This window comes from Affinibrenneria salicis (genome assembly GCF_008710095.1).
Genome location: NZ_VYKJ01000001.1, coordinates 816,108 through 831,492, shown reverse-complemented (window position 1 = coordinate 831,492; position 15,385 = coordinate 816,108). Strand labels below are relative to the sequence as shown.

The 15,385-nt window shown below is 59.7% G+C and carries 14 protein-coding genes and 1 riboswitch; of the genes, 9 read left to right on the top strand and 5 right to left on the bottom strand.

The window, feature by feature from the left end; translation table 11 throughout:
• The first annotated feature begins 1 nt into the window (after position 1).
• Together leuC and leuD are read left to right on the top strand one after the other, a co-directional pair.
• Entirely contained in the window at positions 2–1,414 is a 1,413-nt protein-coding gene (leuC, locus tag FJU30_RS03720; RefSeq protein WP_150433586.1) for a 3-isopropylmalate dehydratase large subunit, read from the top strand.
• A 1-nt stretch (position 1,415) separates the two neighbouring features.
• Complete coding sequence (leuD, locus tag FJU30_RS03715) at positions 1,416–2,018, top strand: 3-isopropylmalate dehydratase small subunit (RefSeq protein ID WP_150433587.1); 603 nt, start codon at positions 1,416–1,418, stop codon at positions 2,016–2,018.
• A gap of 197 nt (positions 2,019–2,215) precedes the next feature.
• On the opposite strand, the gene sgrT is transcribed toward leuD, so the two are convergent.
• Positions 2,216–2,383 carry a glucose uptake inhibitor SgrT gene (sgrT, locus tag FJU30_RS03710; RefSeq protein ID WP_223881490.1) on the bottom strand — a complete coding sequence of 56 codons (168 nt, stop codon included), beginning with the start codon at positions 2,381–2,383 and terminating at the stop codon, positions 2,216–2,218.
• A 99-nt stretch (positions 2,384–2,482) separates the two neighbouring features.
• Between sgrT and sgrR the strand changes: the two genes are divergently transcribed.
• From sgrR to ilvN, 7 genes are all read left to right on the top strand, one after another.
• A complete protein-coding gene (gene sgrR / locus FJU30_RS03705) occupies positions 2,483–4,180 on the top strand; it encodes an HTH-type transcriptional regulator SgrR (protein ID WP_150433588.1) in 1,698 nt (565 codons plus the stop codon).
• A gap of 2 nt (positions 4,181–4,182) precedes the next feature.
• Positions 4,183–4,293: riboswitch (TPP riboswitch) on the top strand.
• Positions 4,294–4,336: 43 nt separating this feature from the next.
• Entirely contained in the window at positions 4,337–5,320 is a 984-nt protein-coding gene (gene thiB, locus FJU30_RS03700; RefSeq protein ID WP_150433589.1) for a thiamine ABC transporter substrate binding subunit, read from the top strand.
• Positions 5,296–6,906 carry a thiamine/thiamine pyrophosphate ABC transporter permease ThiP gene (thiP, locus tag FJU30_RS03695; protein WP_150433590.1) on the top strand — a complete coding sequence of 537 codons (1,611 nt, stop codon included), beginning with the start codon at positions 5,296–5,298 and terminating at the stop codon, positions 6,904–6,906. The genes thiB and thiP overlap by 25 nt, the downstream gene beginning before the upstream one ends.
• Complete coding sequence (gene thiQ / locus FJU30_RS03690; protein WP_150433591.1) at positions 6,890–7,537, top strand: thiamine ABC transporter ATP-binding protein ThiQ; 648 nt, start codon at positions 6,890–6,892, stop codon at positions 7,535–7,537. The genes thiP and thiQ overlap by 17 nt, the downstream gene beginning before the upstream one ends.
• A 202-nt stretch (positions 7,538–7,739) precedes the next feature.
• On the top strand, positions 7,740–7,838 hold the full coding sequence (locus FJU30_RS03685; protein ID WP_150433592.1) for an ilvB operon leader peptide IvbL: 99 nt from the start codon (positions 7,740–7,742) through the stop codon (positions 7,836–7,838).
• A gap of 260 nt (positions 7,839–8,098) precedes the next feature.
• Positions 8,099–9,760 (top strand): acetolactate synthase large subunit, encoded by a 1,662-nt coding sequence (ilvB, locus tag FJU30_RS03680; protein ID WP_191091514.1) that lies wholly within the window; start codon positions 8,099–8,101, stop codon positions 9,758–9,760.
• A 4-nt stretch (positions 9,761–9,764) separates the two neighbouring features.
• Positions 9,765–10,058: an acetolactate synthase small subunit gene (gene ilvN, locus FJU30_RS03675; protein WP_150433594.1), complete on the top strand. Its 294-nt coding sequence runs from the start codon at positions 9,765–9,767 to the stop codon at positions 10,056–10,058.
• A gap of 171 nt (positions 10,059–10,229) precedes the next feature.
• Here the strand turns inward: ilvN and FJU30_RS03670 are convergent, their stop codons facing one another.
• From FJU30_RS03670 to FJU30_RS03655, 4 genes are read right to left on the bottom strand one after another with little or no spacing between them, the layout of a single operon-like run.
• Positions 10,230–10,622, bottom strand: coding sequence for a DUF4150 domain-containing protein (locus tag FJU30_RS03670; protein WP_150433595.1), 393 nt, complete (start codon positions 10,620–10,622; stop codon positions 10,230–10,232).
• A gap of 9 nt (positions 10,623–10,631) precedes the next feature.
• Positions 10,632–11,240 (bottom strand): DUF3540 domain-containing protein, encoded by a 609-nt coding sequence (locus tag FJU30_RS03665; RefSeq protein ID WP_150433844.1) that lies wholly within the window; start codon positions 11,238–11,240, stop codon positions 10,632–10,634.
• Positions 11,241–11,256: 16 nt separating this feature from the next.
• Positions 11,257–12,327 carry a pentapeptide repeat-containing protein gene (locus FJU30_RS03660; RefSeq protein ID WP_150433596.1) on the bottom strand — a complete coding sequence of 357 codons (1,071 nt, stop codon included), beginning with the start codon at positions 12,325–12,327 and terminating at the stop codon, positions 11,257–11,259.
• Complete coding sequence (locus tag FJU30_RS03655; RefSeq protein WP_150433597.1) at positions 12,324–14,864, bottom strand: DUF2169 family type VI secretion system accessory protein; 2,541 nt, start codon at positions 14,862–14,864, stop codon at positions 12,324–12,326. Before FJU30_RS03655 ends, FJU30_RS03660 begins: the two co-directional genes overlap by 4 nt.
• Between the last annotated feature and the right edge of the window lie 521 nt (positions 14,865–15,385).

Below are 15,385 nucleotides of genomic sequence, written 5' to 3'. Positions count from 1 at the left end.
CATGGGCAAGACGTTATATCAGAAATTGTTTGACGCGCACATAGTGCGGGAAGCGCCAAACGAAACGCCGTTGCTGTATATCGACCGGCATCTGGTGCACGAAGTCACCTCGCCGCAGGCATTCGACGGGCTGCGCGCCAAGGGGCGTCCGGTGCGTCAGCCGGGCAAAACCTTTGCCACGATGGACCATAACGTGTCCACGCAGACCAAAGATATTAACGCCAGCGGTGAAATGGCGCGCATCCAGATGCAGGAGTTGATCAAGAACTGTGCGGAATTCGGCGTACAGCTGTATGACCTGAATCACCCGTATCAGGGCATCGTGCACGTTATCGGGCCGGAACAGGGCATGACGCTGCCGGGCATGACGATCGTGTGCGGCGATTCGCACACCGCCACCCACGGCGCTTTCGGCTCACTGGCTTTCGGTATCGGCACCTCCGAAGTGGAGCACGTGCTGGCCACCCAGACCCTGAAGCAGGGTCGTGCGAAAACCATGAAGATCGAAGTCGTCGGCGACGCCCCGGTCGGCATCACCGCCAAGGATATCGTGCTGGCGATTATCGGTAAAACCGGCAGCGCCGGCGGCACCGGCCACGTGGTCGAATTCTGCGGCAAGGCGATCGAAGCGCTGAGCATGGAAGGCCGTATGACGCTGTGCAACATGGCGATCGAAATGGGCGCCAAGGCGGGTCTGGTGGCGCCGGACGACACCACCTTCGCCTATCTGAAAGGCCGTCAGTTCGCGCCGAAAGGCGAAAACTGGGAAGCGGCGGTCGCCTACTGGAGAACGCTGCGTTCCGATGCCGACGCCCGCTATGACAGCATAGTCACGCTGGACGCCTCCGGCATCGCGCCGCAGGTGACCTGGGGCACCAACCCGGGCCAGGTGATCGCCATCAATCAGGCTATTCCCGCGCCGGAATCGTTCAACGACCCGGTGGAACAGGCTTCGGCCGCCAAGGCCCTTGCCTATATGGGGCTGCAGCCGGGCATTAAATTGACCGATGTGGCGATCGACAAGGTCTTTATCGGCTCCTGCACCAACTCGCGCATTGAAGATTTACGCGCCGCCGCTTCCATCGCCAAAGGCCGTAAGGTCGCCAGCGGCGTGCAGGCGATCGTGGTGCCGGGTTCCGGTCCGGTGAAGACGCTGGCGGAGCTGGAAGGCCTGGATAAAGTCTTTATTGAGGCCGGTTTTGAATGGCGTTTGCCGGGTTGCTCCATGTGTCTGGCGATGAACAACGACCGCCTGAACCCGGGCGAGCGCTGCGCATCGACCAGCAACCGTAATTTCGAAGGCCGCCAGGGACGCGCCGGACGCACGCATCTGGTGAGCCCGGCGATGGCCGCCGCCGCCGCCGTTACCGGTCGCTTCGCCGATATCCGCGAGCTGAGCAAAGAGAGAGACTGAGATGGCTAAATTTACTCAACACACCGGACTGGTCGTGCCGCTGGACGCGGCCAATGTCGATACCGACGCCATCATTCCCAAGCAGTTTTTGCAGAAAGTGACGCGCACCGGATTTGGTCAGCATCTGTTCAACGACTGGCGTTTTCTCGACGATGCCGGCCAGCAGCCTAACCCGGATTTCGTGCTGAACAAACCGCGCTATAAGGGCGCCAGTATTTTACTGGCGCGGGAAAACTTTGGCTGCGGTTCCTCGCGCGAACATGCGCCCTGGGCGCTGACCGACTATGGTTTCAAAGTCGTTATTGCGCCGAGCTTTGCCGATATTTTCTACGGCAACGCTTTCAACAACCAGTTGCTGCCGGTCACGCTGAGCGAAACCGATATCGACCGGCTGTTCACGCTGGTTAACGATCAGGAAGGCATCACCTTCACGGTCGATTTGGAACAACAGGTGGTTCACGCCGGCGGGCAGAGCTATTCGTTCGAAATCGACGGTTTCCGCCGTTACTGCATGATCAACGGTCTGGACAGCATCGGGCTGACGCTGCAGAACGAAGCCGATATTTCGGCTTACGAGCAAAAACAGCCAGTCTTCCTGCGCTAAGCCGGCCATACGTCGGCTAACCAGAGGCCCGCCGCGTGCGGGTCTTTGTCTTTTTTCATCCCCATTCCCGCCAAACGCGAATAAAAAAAACCAGCGATATGCGATCGCTGGCTGGTGAACAGCACCATTACTCAGAATTCAATTATGCCCGGCGGACGTCAGGGCGGTGGATGATCGAATGCCGATCGCGCCGCGGCTCATAGCCAGTGGCGATATTCCTCTTCCGACAGCGCGGCTATCTGCGATTGGGTCGTCTGCTGCAACAGAGCCAGACGTTGCCGCGCGGACAGCCACTTCAGCCAGGGCGTGCGGCATGTTTTCAAATGAGCCAGCCAGAAACGTTCGATACGCGTAGCCATCATCATTTACCTCCCGGTCAAACTCCACGCTTTCATTGCGTTCAAGTATCGACGTAATATAGGGAATGATAAATTGATGAGTTTCACGCGGAGAGTTCCCCTTTTATGTCCTCACCCCGTTTACATCAGCAGTTCGTTCGCCTGTGGCAATGCTGTCAGGGTCAGTCGCAGGAAACCACGCTGCAGGACCTGGCGCAGATGCTCAGTTGCTCGCGCCGTCATATGCGATCGCTGCTCTCCGCCATGCAGCAGCAGGGCTGGTTAACCTGGGAGGCCGAGGCGGGACGGGGAAAACGTTCGCGGTTGACCTTTATCTACAGCGGGCTGGGCCTGCAGCAACAGCGGGCGGAGGATTTGCTGGAGCAGGATCGCATCGAGCAGTTGATCCAACTGCTCGGCGATAAGGACGCGGTACGCCAAATGCTGTTGTCGCATCTTGGCCGCAGCTTCCGGCAGGGCAAGCACCTTCTGCGCATCGTCTATTATCGCCCGTTGCTCAACCTGCTGCCCGGCACGGCGCTGCGCCGCTCGGAAATACATATCGCCCGGCAGATATTTAGCGGACTGACGCGCATAAATGAGGAAAATGGGGAACTGGAGCCGGATCTGGCGCATCACTGGCAGTCGATTACGCCGCTGCACTGGCGTTTTTATCTGCGGCCGGCGATCCGTTTTCATCACGGCCGGGAAATGACGATGGACGATGTCATCAGTTCTCTGAGCCGGCTGGGCGCGCTGACGCTGTTCGCTCATATCCAAAAGATCGACTCGCCGACCCCCTTCGTGATCGATGTGCGGCTGAGCTGCGCCGACCGCTGGCTGCCCTGGCTGTTGGGCAGCGTGCCCGCCATGATCCTGCCGCAGGAGTGGCGCACGCTGCCCGATTTCGCCCGCAGCCCGATCGGCACCGGCCCCTATTCCGTGGTGCGCAACAACCACAGCCAGCTGAAAATTCAGGCTTTTGACGACTATTTCGGCTACCGCGCGCTGATCGACGAGGTCAATATCTGGGTGCTGCCGGAAGTGGCCGAAGAACTGCCTAACTCGATCCAACTGCAGGTGGATGATTCGTCCCATAACGAACTGGAGAGTCGGCTGGAAGAGGGCTGCTACTTTATTTTGTACGATCAACGCTCGGCCGCGGGAGCACGTCCCGAAGTGCGGCGCTGGCTCAGTCAGGTGCTTAGCCCCATCGCGCTGCTCAGCCAGGCCAATGCGCTGCAGCAGCGCGACTGGGCGCCCGCCTACAGCCTGCTGCCGCGCTGGCACCATAGCCAGCAGCAACCGCCCGAGCCAAAGCCGGCGGGGGTCGATAGCCTCACGCTGACCATCCATCGCGACCATCCTGAATATCAACAGATCGGTCAGATAATGGCGACGCTGCTGGCCCGGCATCATGTCGAGCTGCAGGTGAAGCAGGTAAGCTACGAGCAATGGCACCAGGGCGAAGCCGTCAGCGATATGTGGCTCGCCACCGCCAACTTTTATCTGCCGCTCGAATTTTCGCTATTCGCCCTGCTGTATGAAATACCGCTGCTGCAGCGCTGTCTGAAGCGCGACCTGAACGAGGAGGCCCTGCGGTGGCGCGCCGACAGTCTGGCGCTGGCCGAATGGTGCCGGATGCTGGTCGGCAGCCAGCAGCTGCACCCGCTGTTTCACCACTGGCTGCAGTTGCAGGGACAGCGCAGCATGCGCGGCGTGCGCATGAACACGCTCGGCTGGTTCGATTTTAAATCCGCATGGTTTGTTCCGCCGGAAAATCCGCGCTCCCCTTTCCCCGATGCGCCTAAGCCTCTACAATGAGCCCAGTCTCAACGGGGTGCGAAACCTGCCGCTGTCGCGGCGGTTTCGCTGAGAAATACCCGTCGAACCTGATCCGGTTAATACCGGCGGAGGGATTTGAGCGTGACCGCCGCTGACTCAAAGACCTTTGCCACTCTAAATGTTCAGGAGCGCAAAGTGTTAAAAAAAATCTTGTCCTGTCTGTTGTTACTCTCCGCTCCCGTGCTGGCTAAACCGGTACTCACGGTATATACCTACGATTCATTCGCGTCGGAATGGGGCCCGGGCCCGGCAATTAAAAAAACCTTTGAACAACAGTGCGACTGCGAGCTGAAGTTCGTCGCGCTGGCCGACGGCGTTTCCCTGCTCAACCGCCTGCGAATGGAAGGAAAGAATAGCGAGGCCGATGTGGTGCTGGGCCTGGATAATAACCTGCTGGAAGCCGCGGAAAAAACCGGTCTGTTCGTGCCCCATCGTCAGGATACGCCGCTGCTCAGCGTTCCCGGCGGCTGGACGGACGATCTTTTCCTGCCCTACGACTACGGCTATTTCGCCTTCGTCTATGACAAAAACAAACTAAAAAACCCGCCGCGCAGCCTGCATGAACTGGTTGACGGACCGCAGTCGTGGAAAGTGATCTACCAGGATCCGCGCACCAGCACGCCGGGTCTGGGCTTACTGCTCTGGATGCAGCAAGTGTATGGCGATCAAGCGCCGGAGGCCTGGCAAAAACTGGCGCGGAAAACCGTTACGGTCACCAAAGGCTGGAGCGAAGCCTACGGCCTGTTCCTGAAAGGAGAAGCCGATCTGGTGCTGAGCTACACCACTTCGCCCGCCTATCACATCATCGAAGAGAAAAAGGACAATTACGCCGCCGCCGGTTTCAGCGAAGGGCACTATATGCAGGTGGAAGTCGCCGGCCAGCTCGCGGCCAGCAAAAATCCGGCGCTGGCCAGCCACTTTATGAGCTTTATTATCTCCCCGGCGTTCCAGCGCGCGATCCCGACCGGCAACTGGATGTATCCGGTGATCAAAATCGAACTGCCCGCCGCCTTCGATACCCTGCCGGTGCCGGAGAAAACGCTGGAATACAGCACGGAGCAGGTGGCTAAACAGCGTAATGACTGGGTTCAGGCATGGCAACGCGCCGTCAGCCGTTGATTGCCGGTTGGCTATGGCCGGGACTACTGGCCGCCGTTTTGCTGATTCTGGTCGCCGCGCTGGCGTTCGGCGCGCTGTGGCGCCATTCGCCGGACAGCCAGTGGCGGACCATCTGGCAGGACGATTATCTGTGGCACGTTATTCGTTTCACCTTCTGGCAGGCGCTGCTTTCCGCTCTGCTTTCCGTCGCGCCGGCCATCCTGCTGGCGCGCGCCCTCTACCGGCGGCGTTTCCCCGGACGTCTGTGGCTGCTGCGTTTATGCGCGATGACGCTGGTTCTGCCGGTGCTGGTGGCGGTTTTCGGTATCCTTAGCGTCTACGGCCGCCAGGGATGGCTGGCGTGGCTGTTGAACGGGCTGGGGCTGAAATACGCGTTCTCTCCTTATGGGCTGCCGGGCATTTTGCTGGCGCACGTATTCTTCAATCTGCCGCTGGCGACCCGCCTGCTGCTGCAGGCGCTGGAAGGCATCGCCACCGAACAGCGCCAGCTCGCCGCGCAGCTCGGTATGAACGGCTGGCAGCATTTTCGTCTGGTGGAGTGGCCGCCGCTGCGCCGTCAGTTGCTGCCCGCCGCCGCGTTGATCTTTATGCTGTGCTTCGCCAGCTTCGCCACGGTACTGTCGCTGGGCGGCGGGCCGCAGGCCACCACCATCGAGCTGGCCATCTATCAGGCGCTGAGTTTCGATTACGAGCCCGGTCGCGCCGCGTTGCTGGCCTTAATTCAGATGACCTGCTGCCTCGGCCTGATCTTGCTCAGCCAGCGGCTGAACAAGGTGCTGCCGACCGGTTTCAGCCAGCAATACAGCTGGCGCAATCCACAGGACTCGCTGTTCCGCCGCCTGTACGACGGCGCGTTGATTGGCGCCGCCCTGCTGCTGCTGCTGCCGCCGCTGCTCGCCGTGATCGCCGACGGCCTGAATCCCTCGCTGCTTAGCGTATTGCGACAGCCGGCGCTTTGGCAGGCGCTGCTTACCTCGCTGCTGATTGCCGCCGGCGCCGGTCTGCTATGCGTCATGCTGACCCTGATGCTGCTGTGGAGCAGCCGGGAACTGCGCCAGCGTCAGCGTTACCTGCCGGGCCAGTTGCTGGAATTGAGCGGGATGCTGATCCTCGCGATGCCGGGCATCGTGCTGGCCACCGGTTTTTTTCTGCTGCTGACCAGCACCGTTGGCCTTCCGCGCTCGCCCTGGGGGCTGGTGATAATGACCAACGCGCTGATGGCGATCCCCTATGCGTTAAAGGTGCTGGAAAATCCAATGCAGGATATCGCCGCGCGCTTTACGCCGCTGTGCCAGTCGCTGGGCATTCGCGGCTGGTCGCGCTTTACCCTCATTGAACTGCGCGCCCTGCGTAAACCGTTCGCCCAGGCGCTGGCCTTCGCCAGCGTCCTGTCGATGGGCGATTTCGGCGCAATAGCCCTGTTCGGCAGCGAACAATTCCGCACGCTGCCGTTTTATCTGTATCAGCAGATCGGCGCTTATCGCAGCGAAAACGGTGCGGTAACCGCCATGATCCTGCTGATATTGTGCTTTTCCCTGTTTACTCTGATAGAAAAACTGACGGGCCGCCATGCTAATCCTCGATAAACTAACCTACCGGTATCAACACCATCCGATGTGCTTCGATCTGCGGATGCGAGCGGGCGAGCGGGTTGCCGTGCTGGGCCCAAGCGGGGCGGGTAAAAGCACGCTGCTGAGCCTGATCGCCGGCTTTCTGGCGGCGGACGGCGGTCAGCTACGGATCAACGGCCAGGATCACCGGCTGACCCCGCCCGCGCGGCGGCCGGTTTCCATCCTGTTTCAGGAAAATAATCTGTTCCCGCACCTGACCGTTGAACAAAATATCGGTCTGGGGCTGCACCCCGGCCTGCGCCTCAACGACGAGCAGCGCGACACCCTGCGCCAGATTGCACGCCAGGTAGGACTGGCCGATTTGTTGACTCGCCTGCCGGCCCAGCTTTCCGGCGGTCAGCGCCAGCGCGCCGCTCTGGCCCGCTGTCTGGTGCGCAGCCAGCCGGTGTTATTGCTGGATGAGCCTTTCTCGGCGCTTGACCCGGCTCTGCGCCAGGAGATGCTGCAGCTGCTGGAAAACGTCTGCGACCAGCGTCAGCTGACCTTACTGATGGTGTCGCACAATATGGATGATGCGGCCTGGATCGCCAGCCGCATCGTCACCGTAACAGACGGACGCATCAGCGACGATCGGGCAATCGGCTAATCAAAGCGAATCGGCGGAGAAGCTATCCGGTGGCGCCGGCCGGCAGCGGCGTAGAAAAGATCGGTCGCTCATCGAGCAATGCAGCGGCGCACAATGTGATCGGCCGCAAAGTTCTATTTTTTTGTCCGCCGGGGGGCTTGTTCCCGTTTTGTTAAACATGGTTAGATAATCCGGTCTGTAACTCTTTGGATAAAGGTACCCCGTGAATCATTCCGCCACGCTTTTCGCTCTACGCAACGCCGCGCTCATTGACGCGGTCGTCGTCGTGCGCGTGGTGGTGGTGATCGGCTGCGCGCCGTAACGGGTTCCGAATCCAACTGATTCCTCAACCCCGCCGGCGCAAGTCGAGCGGGGTGTCCTGTACCCCTCCCGCTTCGAAAAGTGCCCCGGCTTAGCTATCCCAATAGATTTCAGGTTACAGGAAGGCGGCAAACGAACAGATTCTGGGGGAACGCCCCGGGTCCGCGACAAACTTCCCGCCGGGGAAAATCCCATAACGGCGCGGACGACAGTGCCAGCCTGCCGGCAACCTGAAAGATAAAGGGAATAAGGATGCCTTTTATGCGTTATACCGGAGCTCAGTTGATCGTCCGCCTGCTGGAGCGGCAGGGTATCACCACCGTCGCGGGGATTCCCGGCGGCGCCGCGTTGCCGCTGTACGATGCGCTGGGACACAGCGATACGATTCGTCATATTCTGGCGCGCCATGAACAGGGCGCCGGTTTTATGGCGCAGGGCATGGCCCGCGCCAGTGGAAAAACGGCGGTATGTCTGGCTTCCAGCGGCCCCGGCGCCACTAACCTGGCCACGGCGATTGCCGATGCCAAACTCGACTCCATTCCGCTGGTGTGCATTACCGGCCAGGTGTCCTCGGCGATGATCGGCACCGATGCCTTTCAGGAAGTGGACACTTACGGCATGTCGATTCCGCTGACCAAACACAACTACCTGGTGCGCGACATCGGCGAACTGCCGCGCGTGATCCCGGAGGCGTTTCGCATCGCCGCCTCCGGCCGCCCCGGCCCGGTGTGGATCGACATCCCCAAAGACGTCCAAACCGCCTCGATCGAACTGGACAGTCTGCCGGAACCGGGCCGCGCCGACGATGCGCCGTCCATTGATAGCGCCGCCGTCGCCCAGGCGGCGGCCATGATAAACGCGGCGCAGCGGCCGGTTTTATATCTGGGCGGCGGCATTATCAGCGCCGGCGCCCACCGCCAGGCGGTCGAACTGGCCGAGCGCGCCATGCTGCCCACCACCATGACGCTGATGGCGCTGGGCGCTATGCCGGCCGACCACCCGCTATCGCTGGGGATGCTGGGAATGCACGCCGCGCGCGCCACCAATCTGATCCTGCAACAGGCGGATTTGCTGATCGTGTTGGGCGCGCGCTTTGACGATCGCGCCATCGGCAAAGCCGAACAGTTTTGCCCGCAGGCCGGCATCATCCATATCGATATCGATCGCGGCGAACTGGGGAAAATTCGACAGCCGCACATTGCTCTGCATGCCGATGTGGCGCAGGCGCTGGACCGCTTGCTGCCGCTGATCACGCCGCAGCGACGCGACGGCTGGCGCGAGGCGGTCGACGCGCTGCAGCGTGAGTTCCCCCGCCGCCCCGCCGTGGAGAACCCGCTCAGCCCCTACGGTCTGATTCGGGCGGTGGCCGATGCGCTGGACGACAGCGCCATCATTACCACCGACGTCGGGCAGCACCAGATGTGGGTGGCGCAATCCTATCCGCTGCGGCGCCCGCGCCAGTGGCTGACCTCCGGCGGGCTGGGCACCATGGGGTTCGGTCTGCCGGCCGCGCTGGGCGCCGCACTGGCGGAGCCGCAGCGTAAAGTCGTTTGCTTCTCCGGCGACGGCAGCCTGATGATGAATATTCAGGAGATGGCGACGGCAGCCGAGGAAGGGCTGGACGTCAAAATTATTCTGATGAACAACCAGTCGCTTGGACTGGTGCATCAGCAACAGGATCTGTTCTTTGGACAGCGCATTTTCGCCGCCGATTACCGCTACCGCACCGATTTCGTCAAAATCGCCGCCGGTTTCGGCTTTGCCACCTGCGACTTAAACCAGAGCGCCGATCCGCGCGCGGCGCTGGCAGAAGCCCTGAGCCAACGGGGACCGGCGCTGATCCACGCCCTGATCGATGTGAATGAAAAAGTGTATCCGATGGTGCCGCCGGGCGCCGCCAACACCGAGATGATTGGAGACTAACGCCATGTTAAATCAGACCACGCCCGCCCAGGTTACGCTGGAATTATCGGTACGCAACCACCCTGGCGTCATGTCCCACGTGTGCGGCCTGTTTGCCCGCCGGGCCTATAACGTCGAAGGAATACTCTGCATGCCGCTGCCCGGCGGTCAGCAAAGCCGCATCTGGCTGCTGGTGCAGGACGACCAGCGCCTGCCGCAGATGATCAGCCAGGTGGAGAAACTGGAGGATATTCTGGCGGTAAGGCGCCACGGCGCGGAAATGCAAATATTTTCGCAGGTGGCGGAGTTTTATCGCTAGCCTCTCTCCTGCGCGGAGACTGCAGAACAGGGGACGAGAAGGATGGAAACAGGGACGTCATCCCCGCACAGGCGGGGCGGGGCTCAAAAGAAGGGGCGAGGATGCGGGAGGAACGACCGTGGCCGTCGCGCGCCACCGTCCCCTCCCGCGCAACCCGCGGGCGCCGAATAATTAGGGCGCCAGCATCAGCACCTTAAACTGACTCGGCACAATGCGCATACCGATCGCATTGGTGGAGTTTTGCAGGCTAATGCTGGTCAGACGCGTCGCCGGCGTCCCTTTCAGCAGCACGGTAAACGCGCCGGTGAGATGGCGGGACGGCCCCATGACCGTGCCGGACGCCACGCCGGTAGCCACGCCGGGGTTATCGCCATTGGTCAGCGGCGTCACCGTCGCCATATTGTGCGCCGGCATGCCCATAAACAGGATATTCAGCGCATTGGGAATGGCGGTCGGGCCCAGCGCGATATCCGGATAGGGGATCGGCACCGGAGCCGGCGTTGGGGTCAGACAAACATCGGGAAAGGCCAGATCGACGCCCATTAACTGACAGTTAGCAAACATTGCAGCTCCTTATCCCATATGGATCTGTTCGGAATCCACTTTAGTGATCGCCTTTGAAGTGATCAGCGTATTTTCTGCGTGCAGCCGGGCGTAATCTTCCGCCTTCATATCGAGCTGACCGGCGCGCACCTGCTCCGTCTGGGTGGTTTTACGCAGTAAATGGTGACTGATTTGCGTTACGGTGTGCCAGACGGACTCGGCGCGCTTGCCGACGATGCGTGACAGACTCACCCAGGCGGATACCGACTCGCCGCTGTATTTCATCTGGCTGATATGGCAATCGCCCTCTTCCGCCGTCACCCGCAGCGTCGGACTGCTCAGGCTCAGTTCTCCGTTGCTGGAAATACGCAAATCGCCGGCGACGTTCAGTTGCGCCGGCTGATGCGTTGCGGCGCGCTCCAGCACCGCCAGCAGCCAGACCTGTTCGTCCGTGCTGGCGATCAACACCCGGTCGCCGATTTCGGCGGCGATAACGCAACTGGCTGCGCGGCGGCAGTGCCAGCCGCGCCCTTCACACTCAACCGTCAGACTGCCGTCGGCGAACAGGTGGGTGACCAGGCCCGCGGACTGCAGAGGCGGAGTCAGCGACAACGCCAGCGCATGGTTAACTTTATTCATCATCAACGTCCTTCTTTTAAATACGGCTTTGTCTTTGCACACTCCAGGCTTCGGCGCTCAATAATTCCTCATCGTAATCGATAATACCTTTACGATCGGAAAAATGCGCGCCGTCCTGACGGGCGCGATGAAAGCGGGAGCGGGAAAACGTGGCGCCACGAAAATCGACGCCGCTAACGTCGGCATAACTCAGATCGGCATAGGTCAGATCGCTCATCACGAATTTAGCGCCTCGGGCGTCAACCCGCTGCAGGATACTCTGAAAAAAACGGCTCTGACTGAAATCGGCCTGGTGCAGGCAGGCGCCGACCAGTATCGCCTGATCAAACAGACTGCCCTGGCATTGCGCCATCGACAGATCCGCCTGCATTAGCAGCGCCTGTGAAGCATTCACCTGACGCAGTTGCGCGCCTTTCAGCGAGGCGCCTTTAAAATTGCACTGCGTTAACTGAGCGCCATTGAAATTGACGCCGTCCAGCAGGTTGTCAGTAAACTGGCAGCCGGTGAAATGCTGCTGCGCATAAGACTTACCGCGATGATCGCAGGCAAAAAACACCACTCGCTCAAACGTAGTGGCGCTGAAATCCGTACGGCGCAGATCGATGCCATAGAAAGTGACCAGCAAACAACGCTGACGGTCAAAACGCGCCTCACCCAGCGGCGACTCGAAGAAGGTCGCGCGATCGAGCACGGCTTCGCTGAACTGACTGCCCTGCAGCGCGCATTTCATCATCTGCGTTTTATCAAGCTGGCTGCGCATGAATCGCGCGTTGGTCAACGCGCACTGATTAAATATGCACTCGGTCAGCGTGGTGCCCACCGCGCTAAGATTATTCATTTCACAATCGTTAAATACCGTTTGCTGCAGCCGGGCGTTGTCCAGACGCGCATCGTTGAGCCTGCATTCGGTCAGCACGCTTTCATGCAGGTTAGTCTCGCGCAAATCGGCCGCGCTGAAATCCACTTCCTGCAGAATTCCGCCGGACAGATCCAATCCACGCAGATCGGCTCCCCGCAGCGACACATTGCTTACCGCCTCGCCGCTCTTCACCTTCTGCTGCAGCTGCGCTGCGCTAAGCGTTGTCATATCAGTTCTCCATCCCGTTTCGGCAGCGTTTTGACCCGTTTGGTATAGGCATCATTCAACTGTGTGCTCTCATCAATTGACGACTGCGACAGATCGGCGCGAAACAGATTGGCGCCGCGCAGATCGGCGCCGCCCAGCTGGCTTTTCTGCATTAATGCGCCCATCAGATTGCTGTCCGTCAGTCGCGCCATGCGGAAATCCGTACGCACGCACAGGCTGCCCATCAGGTTGGCGCGGGTGAAATCGGCATGCTGACAATTCGCCTCGCTCAGATCGCTGCTTTCTATTTTGGCCTGCGCAAAGCAGGCATGCTGCAGCGGAGTCTGACGCAGATTACTTTGCAACAAAGTGGCGTGGGAAAAATTCGCGCCGTCAAGCACGCTGCCGGAGGCAAACGCGCAGGTAGTCAGCGACGCAGCGGTAAAGTTGCCGTTTACGGCCTGGCTTTCAACCAGAGAGCAGCTCTCCATTTGCGCCCGGCTGAAATCGACCTGTTCCAGCGTACATTTAATAAAGGCAATTTTATTCAGGCCGGCGGCCGAAAAATCCAGCCCGGGCAACGTAAGCTCAAGGAAAACGCTGTTGGTCAGAGTGGCCTTGCGGAAATCCAACTGGCTGAAAAACACCTTATGGAACAGTAGATCGTTGAACGTCGCCCCGCCGAAGCAACAGCGTTCGAACCAGGCTTCCTGCAACTGCGTACCGTTAAAGACGACGCCGGAAAAATCGCTGTGCCGGCACTCCGCCAGCGCCAGAGTGGCATTGCTCAGATCGGCGTCGCGCAGCGAGCTGTGGTGAAATTCGGCGCGCGCCAGCACCGCATCGTTGAATTTGGCGCCATCCAGTTGACACTCGCTGAAATCGACGCATTCCAGCAGGGCGCGGGAAAAATCGGCGCCGCGCAGATCGAGTCCGGAGAAATCGGCGCCGGTGAAATCCATACCGCTGAAGTCGCCCCCCAACCGCATGGTCGCCAGCGCCCTCTGGCGAATAATGCCGGCGATATCTCCCTTCAGACGCGGCGCCGGCGGCTGCGTTTGCACCGACATTAAATACATCTGATGCAGCGCGTCGGTCATCTGGGTCAGTTTTTTTTCGCTCAGCCCGCTATCGTTGCTCTGCAGCATCTCCTGCATGCGATACAGCGTTTCCGGACCGCGCGGTTTCTTCTCGTCGTCCTCATCGCTGTTCTGCTGAGCTCTCAGCGGCGCCATGCGCGCCTCCGCATCGGCGCGCATCTCCTCCGCCCGCTGCTCCATTCGCTCGATAAACTCGGGCAATTCATCCAGCCCTGGCATTTCCGGTTCTTCAAACGGCGGCAGAACCGCGTCAATATCCGCGCCCTGCTCCGCCAGCCGGGCGCGATGCTGCTCGCGCAGCAGCGTTTCGCGCTGGCGGAAATTATCGCGCATCGGGCTTTCGCTTTCCGGCAGGTCGGTATCCAGCCAGGGACCGATCGCCTCCTCCGGCAGCAGATCTTTTTCACGAAAGGCAAACAGCGCGCCTTTTTCTTTATCCAGCCGCTGCTGCATAACCTTACGGTAGTGATGCACGGAACGCGCCGCGCCGTTTTTTTCCAGCGCCGGAATCAGCTGCAGCACATCGGCGGCGTCGTCCTCATTAATCCGCACGTTGCCCTGCCAGATGATGATCATCTGCTCCAGATGCGGAAAAAACCAGACTGTAGTGGCCCGCAGCGGGACCTCCTCAAACAGGGTTTCGTCCGCTCGCTGGCGATTGATAAAACAGCGCGCGCGCCACGGCGGCAGTCGTCCCTGCTGCACAGGTTTCTCGGGATGCATATTCCAGATGCGCCATTCGGCCTCTGGCGGCAGCGCATCGCGCTCTTCCCACCACTGATCGCGGCTGGCGGCATTGAACAAGCGCCAGTCGATATCACGCGCGAAACCAGGGAACTCATTTTGCAGCCACTGCGCATCGTACTTCTTACCGACGCGGCTAAAGCGGCGCGGCCACATCAGATCCAGCGGGCCAAAGCCGGCAGGCTCCGGTTTTTGCCGCGGCGACGTCATCCGCCCTTTCAGCGGCTCAATATTAGGTAAACGATAATATTTATAGCCGTCGGTTTCCTCCATATTGAAACCGATGCCGTGCGGGTTATCCTCATAGCCCGCACCGCCCCAGGCGCGGCTCCAGTCCAGCCGCATTTCGGTAAAAGGCAGCGGTTCGGACGGTTTGCCGTTGACCCAGTAACGATCGCCAAAGACCGCCAGCGTTTTGCTCAATTGTTCGATTTCGATACGGGCGGCGCAGGCGGTTTTATCCTGCTGGTGATGGCTGTAAACATAGCCGGTGGCGAGGAATTCAGCCTGAGCCTTTGGAATCGCTAAATCAATCACTCCGCCGCAGGTTTGTAATTCAGCGGCGGCCAGTTGCCAGAGTTCCGCTTCGGGCCGCAACTTTGGACTCGCGCCCATATCAGCCAGCGCCAGTACCGAAACGCCTAAATGATTTTTTCCCTGCCAGCGAAAGGGGCGATTTAACACGCTCAATCGCAGTGGCTTAATAATTTTCATGCTGAGAGTCCCTGGTAAAGATCAGGCTGTATGGCTGCGAACTGATATGCGACAAGCCTTAACCGCCGGTCACTAACTGGTTGTGAAATATATCAACGATGACGCACGCAGGTCGATAATTTTATATTCCATACCCTAAATAATTCGAGTTGCGGGAAGGCGGTAAGAACGTAAAAAATTTGTCGTGAGCGAATTTGAACGCGACCGGCGGCGCACCCGCAAGAGGGGGACGCTGGGACGGTCCGAATAATTGAGTGCAACCAACATATCGGCAACCTTAAGTATGACGAATATAACAGAGGCGACATACCACCATACAACATTCGTTAACAATACGTTTTTTCTTAAAGAGTCAACGCAGCTATCCTTAAGTCAAATTTCTTCACATTCTGAGCCGCCGCCGAGTCCCTTGATGGTCGTAATTTAGCTGTAAGGTCCTTCATGTAGGTTTTCCGTGATCTGAAACCGTTCCAGAATAGTCGATGTGGGTTAAACTATTATTGCGTCTCGTTATAAAGCAA